9 protein-coding genes are annotated in these 14,828 nt (G+C 39.0%); 6 read left to right on the top strand and 3 right to left on the bottom strand.

Annotated elements, in window-relative coordinates:
* Positions 1 to 5 precede the first annotated feature (5 nt).
* The 3 genes from J7I42_RS28285 to J7I42_RS28275 form a co-directional block, all read right to left on the bottom strand.
* Complete coding sequence (locus J7I42_RS28285) at positions 6 to 1,094, bottom strand: hypothetical protein (protein ID WP_209142564.1); 1,089 nt, start codon at positions 1,092 to 1,094, stop codon at positions 6 to 8.
* A 9-nt stretch (positions 1,095 to 1,103) separates the two neighbouring features.
* A complete protein-coding gene (locus J7I42_RS28280; RefSeq protein ID WP_209142562.1) occupies positions 1,104 to 3,449 on the bottom strand; it encodes a fimbria/pilus outer membrane usher protein in 2,346 nt (781 codons plus the stop codon).
* Between the two features lie 469 nt (positions 3,450 to 3,918).
* Complete coding sequence (locus J7I42_RS28275; RefSeq protein ID WP_209142560.1) at positions 3,919 to 5,175, bottom strand: gliding motility protein GldB-related protein; 1,257 nt, start codon at positions 5,173 to 5,175, stop codon at positions 3,919 to 3,921.
* Between the two features lie 330 nt (positions 5,176 to 5,505).
* Here J7I42_RS28275 and J7I42_RS28270 point away from each other — a divergent pair, with 330 nt between their 5' ends.
* The 6 genes from J7I42_RS28270 to J7I42_RS28245 all read left to right on the top strand — a co-directional run bounded on the left by J7I42_RS28270 (position 5,506) and on the right by J7I42_RS28245 (position 14,824).
* Positions 5,506 to 6,051: a GNAT family N-acetyltransferase gene (locus J7I42_RS28270; RefSeq protein ID WP_209142558.1), complete on the top strand. Its 546-nt coding sequence runs from the start codon at positions 5,506 to 5,508 to the stop codon at positions 6,049 to 6,051.
* A gap of 671 nt (positions 6,052 to 6,722) precedes the next feature.
* Positions 6,723 to 9,116 (top strand): ABC transporter permease, encoded by a 2,394-nt coding sequence (locus tag J7I42_RS28265; protein ID WP_209142556.1) that lies wholly within the window; start codon positions 6,723 to 6,725, stop codon positions 9,114 to 9,116.
* Positions 9,117 to 9,750: 634 nt separating this feature from the next.
* Positions 9,751 to 11,424, top strand: a complete 1,674-nt coding sequence (locus tag J7I42_RS28260; protein ID WP_209142554.1) for a type I restriction enzyme HsdR N-terminal domain-containing protein — start codon at positions 9,751 to 9,753, stop codon at positions 11,422 to 11,424.
* Between the two features lie 450 nt (positions 11,425 to 11,874).
* Positions 11,875 to 12,504, top strand: coding sequence for an SH3 domain-containing protein (locus J7I42_RS28255; RefSeq protein WP_209142552.1), 630 nt, complete (start codon positions 11,875 to 11,877; stop codon positions 12,502 to 12,504).
* Positions 12,505 to 12,508: 4 nt separating this feature from the next.
* Positions 12,509 to 14,434: a hypothetical protein gene (locus J7I42_RS28250; RefSeq protein ID WP_209142550.1), complete on the top strand. Its 1,926-nt coding sequence runs from the start codon at positions 12,509 to 12,511 to the stop codon at positions 14,432 to 14,434.
* Positions 14,435 to 14,443: 9 nt separating this feature from the next.
* Positions 14,444 to 14,824, top strand: coding sequence for a hypothetical protein (locus J7I42_RS28245; protein ID WP_209142547.1), 381 nt, complete (start codon positions 14,444 to 14,446; stop codon positions 14,822 to 14,824).
* The last annotated feature ends 4 nt before the right edge of the window (positions 14,825 to 14,828 follow it).

The raw sequence follows: 14,828 nt of genomic DNA, 5'->3' as shown, positions 1-14,828 counted from the left end.
ATAGATTATTTTGATATTCTGAAAGTTGCCCGGTAACGGATCATATTCAGGTCGGTAAGCTCTATTGAATAAGTATTATCTTTTTTGAATGAATGGCCGAGTTTGAACTCAAGATAGTTGTTCCCATATCCAATCGTCTTTTCTATCTCCTTTACCACTTCTCTCTTTTCATTCAGGAATTTTACCACGGCTTCATGGCTCTTGTCGTAAGAATAATACCGGACACCCAAAACATTATCAGGAATAACAGCAATACCCGTATATGCATTCGAATTCCTTAGGTCCAGGTACATACCATTGCCAGGTGTTAATGCTTTCGTTGTGTTCTGCGATATGCTGAACGTCCATACCTCACTTTGAGCTGCAAAGGTTTCGCCATTCTTCGCAATCACCCGCCAGGCATATACCTTACCGGTATCAAGCGTTTTGTTGGAGGAAGGATAGTTGTTTACCATAGTTGTCAGTCGACGCGCATTATAAATAGGTAAATTCTCCTGAATAGCTGCCCCGGCTGACTGATCGGGCCGCACCTCTGTTATCAACAGGTCATAATTCAGATCATTAAAAAGCGTAACGGGCGCCGGTGGCAACCAGCTGAATTGCGGCCAGGGATTTTGAATTATTGCCGAATCGACGGGCATGGTCAGTTGTGGCGGACTTAAAGGCTGTACATCAAGCATGATGCAACTTTCAGTCAGTACCCTTCTTTCTTCTTTAAAAACGGTGTATACAGTATAACAGGCCTGGTAATTGCCTACAGGCAACAACGCATCATTCAATCTGCTGAACGCGGGAGAAACATATTCGTAATCTATCGGCTCTATGTCTGCCACTTTCAATTGCTTCACGCCTTTATTAAGCGTAATGAAACCGGTAAAAGCGCTTAGGGCCGGCTGGTTATCAGACAGGTCGATCAATGTAAGCCCAACTATCACATCAAAAGGCTCGTTAGCCGAATTGATCAATGCCAGATTCCATAACTGTCTCTTTTGCACAATACCTGCCGGCGGCTCCTGCACCGATATTGATACCTGTGCATTGCCGGCAACTGCCAGCAGCACCAATAACATTCCATATAATGATCGCCTGTACATAGGGGCTTTTTAAAAAATTTTATAATAGGTCAGCCGACCTGTTCTGTTTTTCACCAATTGTTTGTTTACGGCCGGCAGATACCCTTCATCAGTCATTAATTGAATATCGCCGAGCCGGGGTATTTTCAAAGTAAGGTTCGCGTTATAGCCCCATTGTGTTTGGGGATTTAAGCTGTATTGTATCATTTTACCACCGCCACCAACGGAAACGATCTTATTGATCGCAACCTGGCATGTATTCTCGATCGTATACATATTGTAATCAGTGCCATTGCTGAGCGAAGCACTCCCCATTACCGAAAACCTGTCCCAGGCTATGCTCTGGCTTAACAAAATGTTTTTTGAATTATAATAAATATAACCCGAGTCATTTGCTGAATTGAAGAATCTGCTGAATACGACATATGAACTAAACTGCGCATCTCTGATATTAAAATAATAACCTGCACTGCCGGTAAGGGTGTAATACCTGCTTTCGGAATAGGCATCATCACCGGTTTTAATAAGCTGATACGAAGGATAATATCCAATGGATAGTATCGGCCATTTCTTTATTCTGAGATTTGCCTGAAAACTAGCCAACAGCGAAGAGCTTTTATATGATGTAGTAGCAAATGGGTTGTTATAATCATTCTGCTGCAAGGAAGAAATAAGCGTCAACTGCTTTTTTAACAGCGACTGCTCTAGTTGTACATTCCACTTTAACTGGGAAGCACCGCTGGTATAAGTACTGAAGGATTGAAAATTCGCTCCCGTGTAACGCAGGTTACCGCTAAAGCGGGTAAGTGTTTTGGGGAACTGGGAAAGTAACTTTACTGAATACGCCTCATTGCTTCTTTCACTGAACCGGGTAACGGCATTCATCCAGCCTTTGCTTTGCATACTATCGAGGCTGTAATAAGGCATGGTTGACTTGGCCACTTCACCAATGACGGAAATATTTTTATTTAGCGCATAAATCCCTTCGATGGAAATACCGGCCAGATTATACGATGGAATGCCGCCCGTGGGTTGCGAGGCAATAGCCGCATTAAAAAATTGTCTTTTACCGGTATAATATGTAAAGATGAGATGGCTGCCATTCTTTGTTCCCTTACCGAACCTGGCCAGCGCCAGGTATTGATTGGAACGCGAATGGTTAGGCACTATATAATCCCTGAAACGATAATCTACCTTTCCCGCTGCCACTGCATAATAATAATGCGGGTTGTATTCGACCTGGAGACCGGTAATGCTCACGTTCTTTACAGAGAGCTCTGAATAATCGGCAATGCTTCGGCCTATACTTAAAGACTGAATGCTGTAAAGCGTTTTATACCCTTTAGGTAAAACAGTATCAGGCACCTTTAGCTGGTGCAATTGCTCCTCCAGCGCCTGGGCGTCTTTTGCGCCGTCAATTTGTTTCTTTAGATTTGCAAGGTTTGTTTGTTCAGCCGATTTAACCCGGGCAAAGGCAGCTTCGAGAGCATGGTATTCTGCGATCAGGCTGTCTAATTGTTGCTTTTTTGCTTCCAGGCTATCCTTATATCTGTTATACTTATTATCACTATTGGTACTGTCGCTTTCTTTCTTTTTGAATAATAATTTCAGGCTGTCTGTTATCTCCTCGCGGCCAGGGATGGAAGATTGTTTCAATAGCATTCTGGCTTCCAGTAACTGCCTCTCCCTTTCTTCCACGATCTTTTGAATAAGATTGGGCTTTTGCAAGTCCATATGTATGGAAGAAATCGCCAGTTTTTTAACCTCCAGTAAACGTTTGAGCGAATCGCACAAATTATTCTGCGATAACAGGTGCGACTGAACTGCATCAAACACCTGTTGCTTTAATTTTCGTTTAAAGTCCACCTGGCTGAACTGAAAATTAAGATCGGTGTATTTCCGGAACAGGGAAGAATTGCTGAACCGGGTAGTCACGTACATCCGGAAGGGATATTTTTCTTTGTACAGCAGATCAAGCCTTGTTTGAACGGTATGCTGATACACGTCATTCTCATTATAAGGCGTATCTATTCGGGAACGATAGTTTACATCATATAATATATTACCAGTCACTTTTAACAACTGCGGGCGTTTATTCTCAGGGGAAAGCGTCTTTTTTTTAAGTACTTCTTTTTCCTCGGGGAATTCATCGGCGGGAATTGCATAAAAGAAAACATCATGCAGCTTGCCCCGCACCGGTATTTTAATTACGCCCGGTTGCGCTTGCATGCGAGGCATGGTATCAGTACTACAAACAAATAATGGTGCATTTTTAGTATTATTACGGTCACGCCTGTCTGAACCGGAAATGCCGGAAGCCTTGGCTAAGGAAAGGGAACAACAATAAAATACTGATACGGCAAGAAGGGTTCGCACCGGTTTCTGTTTAAGGGTTCAGGGTCTTAATATATTCAAAATGACAAGCGGAAAAAATTCAGTCGGATGTAGTAATACGTTACTGGCAATAGTAAAAATCCTTACTAAAGGTATTTCAAGGACGCAAAGATATGAACATTCGGCACATTAGCACTTATTCATATGAGTTAATTAATTCACATTGCGTGAAAAACTAAATATAATTCTACAATGATGGGAGTAATGCTTACTTAGAAAAGTATCTATTTTTAACGTGGCGTTTAATTAACCCCTATGAAATGGCGTTCAATCTTTAGGCTGATGCTGAAATGAAAATGAACTGGCCGAAAAAGAAGTCGGTCAGCAAAGTAGGTATCCGAAAGGTAATATTAAGTAAGGTTAAAATATGACCGCTGTAACTGCAGGCTTAGAAATAACAAGCGCCTTCAAGACGGACTTGAAGGCGCTTGTTAAAGACCGTATCAAATATTTACAGGTTCGGGTTTCCCGTATCGTTAAAACTCACCCCACTTTTCTCATAAAATTCTTTACTATCCTGCATGTTAAGCATATCCCTGATCGCCGCTTTTTTGTCGGGGCTTTTATTATAATAGGCCTTGCAGATCTGGTATCCTACCCAATAGCCCAGATCGGCTGGCTTGTCGGCTGTCTCCTGCCCGGCATTGGCAATCCAGTTATCAGCCTTGTTCAAAAACATTTCTTTTTCAAAGTCTTCCCAGATCTTTTTTTCCCGGCCTTTTGCCCAGGTATGCAGCCGCTCATTGGCAGTATGGCCTGAGATCAATTCTCCAATGAAGTCTGCCATGCCTTCCACCAGAGCAGCACACAACAGCGTTGTGTCCCTTTTCATGCCATTTTGGTTGAAGTGGATCAATTCATGGGCGACCGTATTTGGTAGTTTGTTTAACTCCTCAAAATTATTGCGTTCCCACAAAGTCAGTTCCCCCAATGGTATATTGGCTGAGCGTACAGCCTGGTCAAGACCGATCAGCAACCCGTTGTCACTGGCTGTACCGCCAGAGGTGAATGATCCAATGACGAAGTAGACATCCGGAAAATATGCCGCCGGATAATATTCATATAGCTTTACAAAACTGTTGACCATTACTGGTTTCAAGCTTTCCACCATAGCTGTATTATTCCGGATGGCAGCGTAGAGTTCCCGTTTCTTGTCGTGTGCGGCAACAAATCGTTTAATACTTTTTACTTTGAGGGCGAAATAGTCCTGCAATCCATCTGTCCCCTTATCAAGGTAATATTGACGATAAATATCGGCACGGTGAGCCGTGTCTGATTGAGCGAGATCGTAAGCTTTCCAGAAGTTAACAACATCCTTTGTAATAAGCCTGGCCTTTTGGGGATTATGGGTACCTAAGCTTATCTTTTCGAGGCGGGTGACCATTTGCGACCATTCAGGTAAGCTATGTAGTGAGCTGAGGTCATTGTCCCCCTTCATCTGTATGCCATTCTTATATCCGGCAGCAATGGCCAGGCGAAGCAGCAACATAGCACTATCAGTTTTCCCGGTGAGCGCATAACAACAAGCGGCGTTGTAATAACCTCCCGATCGCAGCGTTTTAAACTCTGCATGCTGTGCCGATTGCAGATAATAATAGCCAGCCGCTGAATAGTTTTTCATCTGGTAAAGGCTATCTGCCTTACTCTGTGCCAGGGAGACCTCTCCCAGCACAATTGATAAAAGAATTAAAAAAAAACCTATTCTCATAGCATGAATTATTAAACTTTCGGTAACAATTATACGTCTTTTGTAAAAAACAACTAAAAAAACCTTAGTCGCAAACCTTCGGCTATATATTAACTTTCTAACATAAGATAATTTGGCCAGCCATATGAGGTTACCCTACAAAAAAACGTTTGCATAATCGTTCAATTTGTATGCACCATGTATCAATATTCGGGATGATAATATTCAATCGGGCAAAGGAGGTGCGGTCGCTTATTTTTTTTTTAGATCAAGATCGGTTAACGTCGTATATTTAAGTGTTAGCGGTCAGACTATGACGACCAGCGTTTGTAACAAGCCAAATACGTCAGCATGTTAAATAGAACTTTCACGCCTTTTCCAATCTTGACAACGGAAAGGCTTACTCTCAGACGACCTGATATTAATGATGAACAAGAAATTTTCGCTTTGCGTTCTGATAGTGAAATAAATAAATATCTTGACAGAGCAATTAGCAATACTATTGATGATGCAAGGAATTTTATAAATAAGGTCAATGAGAATACTGATAAAAACGACTCCTTATATTGGGCGATAACATTGCGTAACAAAAACATTTTGATTGGAACAACTTGTCTTTTTAGCTTTTCAGATGAAAATGACACGTGTGAAATTGGCTATGAACTTTTGACAAATTTCCAGGGACAGGGAATAATGAGGGAAGCTATAGAAAAAGTTATTGAATATTCATTCAACACTATTAACGTTCAAAAAATTGAAGCATACTCTCACAGAGATAATAAGCGTTCTATAAAGTTGTTGGAAAAATGCTCGTTTAAGGATTCAAATGAACCTGATAAGCCAGCTACTGACCTAATATGCTATCATTTGACAAATTCAAATTACAATCTTAAGTAAAAGTGGAACCAGGGTTTCCGTCCGCCAGTAGTGCAAAACCTCTCGGGTCGTCAAAATATAAAATAGTTTTAATAAAAAAGGCTTCAAGTCCAAACACTTAAAGCCTTTTCTTTTTTGGCACCCAGAACTGACAAAACAGTTTTTCCACTGAACTGTAACCTGTTATTAATAAACAATGAAATTATACGCAGGTTGATTTTCCTGCCACTTACAGGCAATTCAATGATATTTTGGCATCCTGCAGTTCCATCCAACTGGGAACTGCGATTCAGGGTGCTGTAAATAACTGGAATGTTGTTCCCTCATCACGATTGGGCACGTCTATCGTATCAGTGTAAACCAAAAATTGTTTGCCATTACAGTTGCTTTTCTCATTGGCAGGTTCTGGCAGGTATCATATAGAGCGCGGCGAATATATAACCCTGCCGCCCACTTAAAAAAGAAACCCTGGTCACATTTGATACTCGTGCTGATTTGGGCAATAGATGTGCAGATTTGAAGGATAAGTGTGTTGATTTTGGGAAAGTTGGATCATTATGAAAATAAAGAAAAATTGGGACAAGGGTTTGGATTTGCTGGCACGAATGCTTTAATTTATATTCACCTCGTTGTTCCCGGTTTTCTGCATAGCCGCAGGAATCCGGGTTTTATTCGCCAAAGACCGCGATTATATGATTAGAAATTATTTTAAAATAGCCCTTCGCACACTGGCAAAACAATTGTCATTGTCCCTTATCAACATGTTGGGGTTGTCTATAGGTATTGCCTGTTTCAGCCTATTTATGTTGTATGCCATCAATGAATTTAGCTTTGATAGCTTCCATAAAAATGCCAACAACACCTATCTGGTTGTAGAAGGAGAGGGAGAACCAGGTCCTGAGCCCATTTATACCTCAATACCTTTGGGTCCAGCGATGAAATATGAGTTGCCGGGAGTAGAGAATTATGTTCGATATGTTCAGGCCTACGAACAATTCATAAAAATCAAGGATGTGGGGATACGAGAAAATTTAGCCTATGCCGATCCCACATTCTTCAATGTTTTTTCCTTTAAATTCAAGTATGGGAATGCTCAATCGGCTATCAGTGATTTGCATAGTATGGTGTTAACGGAAGCAACCGCTCAACGGTTGTTCGGCAAAACAAACGCCATCGGCGAATCATTACAGGTAAAGACGTTCGATGTGTTTGAAACCTTTATAGTTACGGCAATAATAAAAGATCCCCCGTCCAACTCTTCATTCCAATTCAGCATGCTGGCTAACTTTGATTTGGTTGTAAACAGTATGGCAAAAAGAGTTGGTGCAAATAACTGGGAAGGGAGATCATTTATGACCTTTGTTCAGCTGAAGCCCGGAAGCACATTAGCGAGTAACAATAAAATACTGGCAGACTTCTGGCACAGGCATTTCCCCGATAAAGGTCGGGGCGGGTACGACCTGGAACCAATAAAAAAAATGCACACTAATCCGGCACTGGTTGGCATCAATATTCCCCCTGTCGATCCAAAATCGATTTGGATACTACTAACTATCGCTGCTGGAGTTTTATTAATTGCTTGCATTAATTTCACCACGCTTTCCATAGGCCGTTCAGCAAGCCGTGCAAAAGAGGTAGGCGTCCGAAAAGTTATTGGCGGGACCAGAAAGGCTTTGCTGGTTCAGTTTTTGTCAGAATCATTACTACTTGCTTTTTTTTCGACGTTGATAAGTTTGGTACTTGTATGGCTGCTTTTTCCTTCCTTCAATCAATTGTCCGGCAGGGATATGAGTTTCTCTTTCGGGCAATTCCCGCAGTTAACCGGCCTCATTGTTGGGTTAGTGCTGATTGTTGGCTTCCTCTCGGGATGCTACCCTGCATTAGTATTGTCGGGCTTTAATACGGTGGACGTATTGAAGGCTAAAATCAAGCTAGGCGGCGCCAATTTCTTTACAAAGACATTGGTCACTTTTCAGTTTATACTTTCCGCCGCGCTTATTGTTTCTGCAATAATCATCATTCAGCAATTACGCTACATTCAATCGAAAGACCTTGGTTTTTCGAAAGAGAATGTGCTTGTGGTGGAAGCGTTTGGCGTATCGGATACGAGGCGCCTTTTCCCGCTCTTCAAACAGGACCTTTCCGGGTATCCCGGAATTTTGGGTGTGACAAGTGCCGACAACGGTCTCGGTGAACATGAAGGTACAGGCTTCACAGACTTTAGTTATCAGCAGAAGTCTATAAAAATTAAACAATTTCTTATTGATCCTGACTACATTCCAACCTTGGGTATGCAAATAGTTGCTGGAAGAAATTTCGATTGGGCAATTGCTTCAGACACTGTGAACGCGGTCATCGTTAATGAATCCATGATAAACGAATTGGGTTGGCCGCTCAAAGATTGCATTGGCCGAAAATTGGAGGGCTATGATAAGTACGGTGCTGAAAACCCGACGGTGATAGGCGTTGTCCGCGATTTTAACTATGAGGCCCTAACTGATCGTGTACAGCCGATATTATTTCATGAGTTTGCCCCAGAATGGCAACATTTAACCTTTTTTTATGTGCGCCTGAAGCCAGGCGATCCTTCAGAAGCTTTGGCTTCGGTAAATTCCGCATGGAAAAAAATTGCCTCCGAATACCCACTCAAATATGAGTTTCTCGATGAGGATATTAACCGATTCTATGAAGCGGAAACAAGATTGGGCTATATTATTAGTTGGGCTGGCGGGATTGCCATTTTTCTTGGATGTTTAGGCCTACTGGGGCTTTCAGCACTCGCAGTTGCCAACCGCGCCAAAGAGATCAGTATACGCAGAGTGTTAGGCGCATCGGTTTCAACAATTATCGGCCTGATTTCAAAGGATTTTTTGAAACTTGTTCTCGTGGCTATATTCATTGCAACGCCAATAACGTGGTGGTTAATGAATAAGTGGCTGCAAGACTACGCATATAGGATAAATATCGAATGGTGGGTTTTCGGAATATCTTGCATAGGAATCATAGGTGTCGCGATGTTGACGATATGCTTCCAGGCGATCAAAGCGGCTATCAGTATTCCAATGAAAAGCTTACGGACAGATTGATAATTCAATAACATCTTGCTTTTTATGCCGAATTCAGCTGAAAATAAAGAAAGTTCCAAAAATTCGGAGCTTTCCAATGTGGTGCCCCACGTAAGAGAATTATCGAACCAGGAGATAGAAGATTTAGGTTATCCCAATAATAGGAAATTTTAAAATACACCTGTATGTTCCTAAGATTGTGCAAAGAAGCGATGGCGAATAGGAGCAAACTTAGTTTCTGAAAGTGAAACGATTTGAAATTTGGCCGTCAAAAAAGGAAAAATTGATTTAAAGTAAAAGAGCCTCAAGTTCAACGACTTGAGGCTCTTTTACTTTTCGTGCCCAGAACAGGAATTCTTAAATTCTGGATATCAATTATTTAAACCCTGGTGTGTCAAAGGTGTGTCACAAATAATTAAAGAGCCTATTTACGTGCCCGTTAGTGTGCCTGTTTCGCACACTTTTTAACAGTTTCTGCCTGTCAGAACAAATATAATATATTGTTTAATAGAATTAAAAAGTGTTTTATATTGCCCCAATTAAGATAAGCTTTTAAAAAATATTGTACCTGCTCGCCAAATTAATTTTTACCGGATCAACCATGTTGACCTGAGTAATCAACGAATCTAGTCTTGCAGTCTACATTGTTCGAAATATGAAAAAATTTCGCCCTCTAATTAGCGATGCCGAATTGTTGCAACTGAAAAGACTCTCCAAATTGGATTTTTCCAAATACAATGAAACTGAAGTAAGGGAATTTTTTTTGATTGAGCTTCTTAAATTGTTGGGATACCAAAGTGGGACCGATTATTCGATTTCTCTTGAGCAGAGCTTCCCATTGAATAATTTATCACTTTATCCTGGCAGTAAAAGAATTAAGTTAGATTATATATGTAGCCTTCGAAAGCAATACTTCTGGCTAATAGAAGCAAAAGAAGGAAAATGTCGAAATCCTTTACGTCCTCCCAAGATACGTGCAAAAGATGTGGAACAGGCTTTTTTTTATAGCCAACACCCAGAGGTTAACTGTAGATATTTTGTAGTCAGCAACGGCTGGTATATTCAATTGTATGATAGAGATACGCTGGCTGGGAAGCTTACTCCCATCCTGGCAATTAAACATACAGATTTACCCGAAAAGTTCCTGGAACTGGATCAATATGTTGGTGCTACTCAAATTTTACCCATGGTAAAAGAGAAGATTCTTGATCAAATTGAAAAAGTATTTGCCTCTGAAATAAGAATAGAAAGATTGGATGAATTTATTGATGAAGTAAAGGAGAAAGCTGCGCGCGTTCGAGGGAAAGTTGAGGAAGCTGCGAGAGAAATTTACTTCAAAAATCATCCTGAGAATGAGGCTTTAAAGCTCCTTGACCAGGAAGATATTTCGACATCTGTTTATTCCGTTTTTCAAAACATAAGAGTTAGATTTGAAATTAATTATGTTGCAGATAAACTTGTGACCCGCCTCGTGAATAATCGGTCTAAATACTCATTTAATGAGTACACTTTTTTTTCCAGGTTACTATTGGAAAATCCCTATCCCGTTAACTATTATTATTACCCGCATGTACTTCATTTTTTATTTCAAGCTAAAGCAGTTGGGCTCGATTCCATTAGTTACAATAGGAAATCTATATCAGAGTTATTGGAAGATTGGCTGAATTTGTGTCTTTTTCACCTCTCAGACAGGCCGATTATGCGATACTTATGGGTTTGTGAAAGAATTTTTGCAAAAATTTCGAAGCAGTCTTTAATTATGATGCCATCCTTGCGTGAAAAGGTAAAGAATTTATTAAATTCAGAACTCTTCTATATTCCGGAGGAAAAATTGATCCATCTTGGCCCTAATCAAGCATCTGTAGTTATTCAAACGGTCGAAACTTCTTTAGCTCAATTTCGTTCTGCGTTTATCAATAAGTATTACGATTTCAAAAAACATCAGTTTCATGAATCACTCGCTAAGCAGTATTACTTACAATTGGTTCACACATCTGATTTAATGGATGAACAATTTGGCGGACAATATGAGAAGTTGAAAAATGAGTTAGGCAATGATTGGAGTGACTTAAACTCTTATGACCAGATTCTTTTTGACAGAATGGGAAGTGTAGTATGCGATATATTGTTATACAATGAAAAGCAACTTGGACCTTTAACAGAAGCTCAAAGAAAGCGAATAAGCCAATTAGCGGAGTTGAAAAATGTAAACTGTGCTTCAGCTTTATGTAATAAGTTGAATATTGCATTTCGCGATGATATAGATGAGGAGGCCAGAAAAAGAGATATTGAGAAGTTTTTCGACCCTTCTGCAAATCAACGAGATTGAGTGAAAGTTTCAGATATTGACTAGCTTTTTAAAATGAAGTTTTATGGTAGGTCTAGTAGATATGACAAACGGTAGATCTTTTGGAACAAATCACATTTCTTGTTTCGTTGACACGTTGCAATTATGGCCGATAAAAACGGCTTCGCAGTTGCCAAAGTTTACTGTTTAATAACTTTACCCCCTAAATAAATATCTACTGGCAAAGTGCTACTTGAGGCTTTTCTTAAATTACATGGTTAACCCCACCACTTTACAAAACTTCCACTGACCTTGACAAATCTCCTACCAAGACTTGATTAACGAGAATATTTCCAATCGCTGACAGCGGATAGTTTTCATGCTTATTAATTACGAAATATTGATTTAGATCAATAAAATGGCTCTATTTTGAAGGGCGGTAAAAGAAGCGTATATTTATTTGAGTAACCACCGCCGCCTTAAACCCTTTTTATGATCTTTCGAAAGCCACCGTATAGCGGAACACTAACCGTTTCATCCAGAATCTTTTTTCCATTCTTGTTTCTGCAGAAAAGTAATTTGAGAAAACTGTTTCTTTGCGCTCTAATTATTTGCCATGTATTGATTGCCACTGGGCAATCATATCTTGGGGCGATTAGTAAACAAGTAAATTTCAGGGAAGGGCCTGGCTCAGAATACAAAACAATCAGTTCCTTAAAGCCGGGCACACAAATATTTATCGTTTCGCTCGAAACAGAATATGATTTTTATAACATAATTGATATTAGAACAAACAAAACCGGTTATGTTCACAAATCATTCGTTACGATTGGAAAGCAACTACCTAAAAGTGAAGACGGACTATTTACTCCTAACGGTTCGACTGAAGATTACGAATCTCAAATTGAAATCTTTAATAACACTTCCCTTACTCTCACTTTAAAATTAAACTCCCAATTCTATTCTTTTACTCCAAAGGAAAAAAGGAATATTGCACTTTCTCCAACAACTTATAATTTTATTGCTTCTGCTCCAGGAGTTATTCCTAACTATGGTACTGAAACATTGCAAAGCAATACAAAATATACTTGGCAATTTTATATTGTAACACGAAGAAGGTAATTAAATGAGATTTATCAATCCTATTGAAATATTGAATCTTCAAAAAGCTGAAGTAAATAATATAGATAGTGCCATTATCAAAAAGGCCAAGAGAATCTTATTTGCTGATATTGACCTTTCAGACGACCACCATTTTGAATATAAGGGAACCAGTTTGGCAAAGTCTGACTGTGAAAAAGCTATAAATGAGTTGGAATCAAATGACAAAATAGAGTTTTATCATTTTATTGCCAATTATTCTGACTTAAATGATTTTTTGGCTACAGGAAAAGAAAATATTTTTTCTTCATTCAGGCAAGAAAGTATTTATCAACTTCCTGAATTTATAAATTTAATTAGCCCATGGTTTTCCGAACAATATGACAGAGCGTTATTCAAAGCGTATCAAAATAACAACATAGATCTTCTTAATAAAATCCTATCCATAAACCCACCTGTTAACCATTTTGACAAAGACAAACTTTATAAAAGTCTGGGGGCAACTATTAAAGAAAGCATCAATGAAATTGACCAAGCCACACGGGATATTAAAAATGAAGAAAGTATTTATGATGAGACTAACATAGAAGAAGTTTTATTTTTGGTTCAGGAAAAACTTGATATAGATAAAATAAATACTTTACCTCAATACTTTCAAAGCACGAGAAATCAATGCGCTACTTCAATTAGAAATTTATCGGTCAACGTATTTAATACATTCAATGATGCTAATGTGGCTCTTGACTTAATTTCTTATGCTTTGGATTTTGATATAAACGGAATTTCAAAACAAAGCCTGACCGAAGATTACAACCAACTTAATGCAATTAAAAGCAGACGAGATGAAGAAGCCAGGCATGAGCCGATTTTAAGAAAATATGCTTCACTTATTCTTGATGCAAAATCCAAAATTGAAGGCTTAAAGAACAAAACCCTGACAGTTTCAAATTTAACAACTTGGATTTCGTCTAAAATTGATATTGCCGAAGTTAATGCATTAGACTCTACATTTGATGAAATAAGGAATCAAATAGCACTAATATTTCGTGCAATATCAGTTGAGGTTTGGAATAACTATAGCGATATTAATGCGGCCATTGCTTTAATTACTAAAGCACATAGTATTGATAAATTAAATCAGACAACAACTCAAAATTTACTTGAAGCAAAAAGCCAACTAAACGAGTTAAAACGTAAAATTGATGCGAAGCAGCAAGAAATCCACAAAACTGGACGAACAACTAAAAACACTACATCAAGCAGCAGTTCAACATCCACCACAGATAATTCTGGATGCTTGTGGTTATTAGGTATTGCTGCCATTATCGGATTTATTTCCTATTTAGCAAATTCCAGCAATTCCCCAAGTTCTCCTAGCAGTTACAAAAGCACTGACTATTCCACACCCAACAACAGTAATTCATATAGCCCCAAAACATACGACACCTCAGTTACGAATGTAACTCCAATGTACACGGAGCCGATTAAAACAGAAAGCCCCTACAAGGGAAATCAATTAAAAGATGGCGCATCACCTCTTGATGGCTGTTTTGGTAAAGGAAGATATGCAGGTCAAGCATGGATTAACTTTGACAATAGCAATGCTTCAGATGCAATAGTTTGTCTTGTAAATGTAATGACTGGAACAACAATAAGAAATGAATATATAAAAGCCGGATCTAGTTTTAAAATGACAAATGTTCCCAGCGGCACGTACTATCTTAAGGTGTATTATGGTAATGATTGGAATCCAAAATTGGAAAATTTTTGCGGCACAAAAGGTGCGTTTGAATCTGATGTGCATTTTAGCAAATCGGATAATTATAGTGATCGTATAACAGTTGAGAATTCAGATTATAGCTATACAACGGGTTCGATAACACTTTATACAGTTGCCAATGGTAATATGTCAACAAAACAGACTTCTGAATCAGATTTCTTCTACAACTAAACATTTAGAATGCAAGAACAAATAAAGGCACCAAAATTTTTCCTTGATATCGTTAACCAAGTATTTGAGATTGAAAAAAAAATAGCTCAAATTCAAGAGCCCCACTCAATACAACGTAATATTAATAAGCTCAAGGAGATTCTTGAAAACGATTTAGGCAATCAAACCGGAGGTGAACCGCAGGGATTCATCTATTATAACCCATTAGGCGAAGATTATAACGAAACAAGAACAGACTGCGAAGCAAGTATTGCTGGAACAAGTACGGAAAATTTAAAAATCATTGAAGTGATTAAGCCTATTATTCGTTATCGCAAGGGAGGAATGAATATAATTGTTCAAAAAGCAATTGTAGTTGTAGAATCAAAAAAACAAACTAAACCACAATAACGAT

It is taken from the genome of Niastella soli (assembly GCF_017742245.1).
GTDB lineage: Bacteria > Bacteroidota > Bacteroidia > Chitinophagales > Chitinophagaceae > Niastella > Niastella soli.
This window is presented reverse-complemented; position numbering and strand designations above follow the sequence as displayed.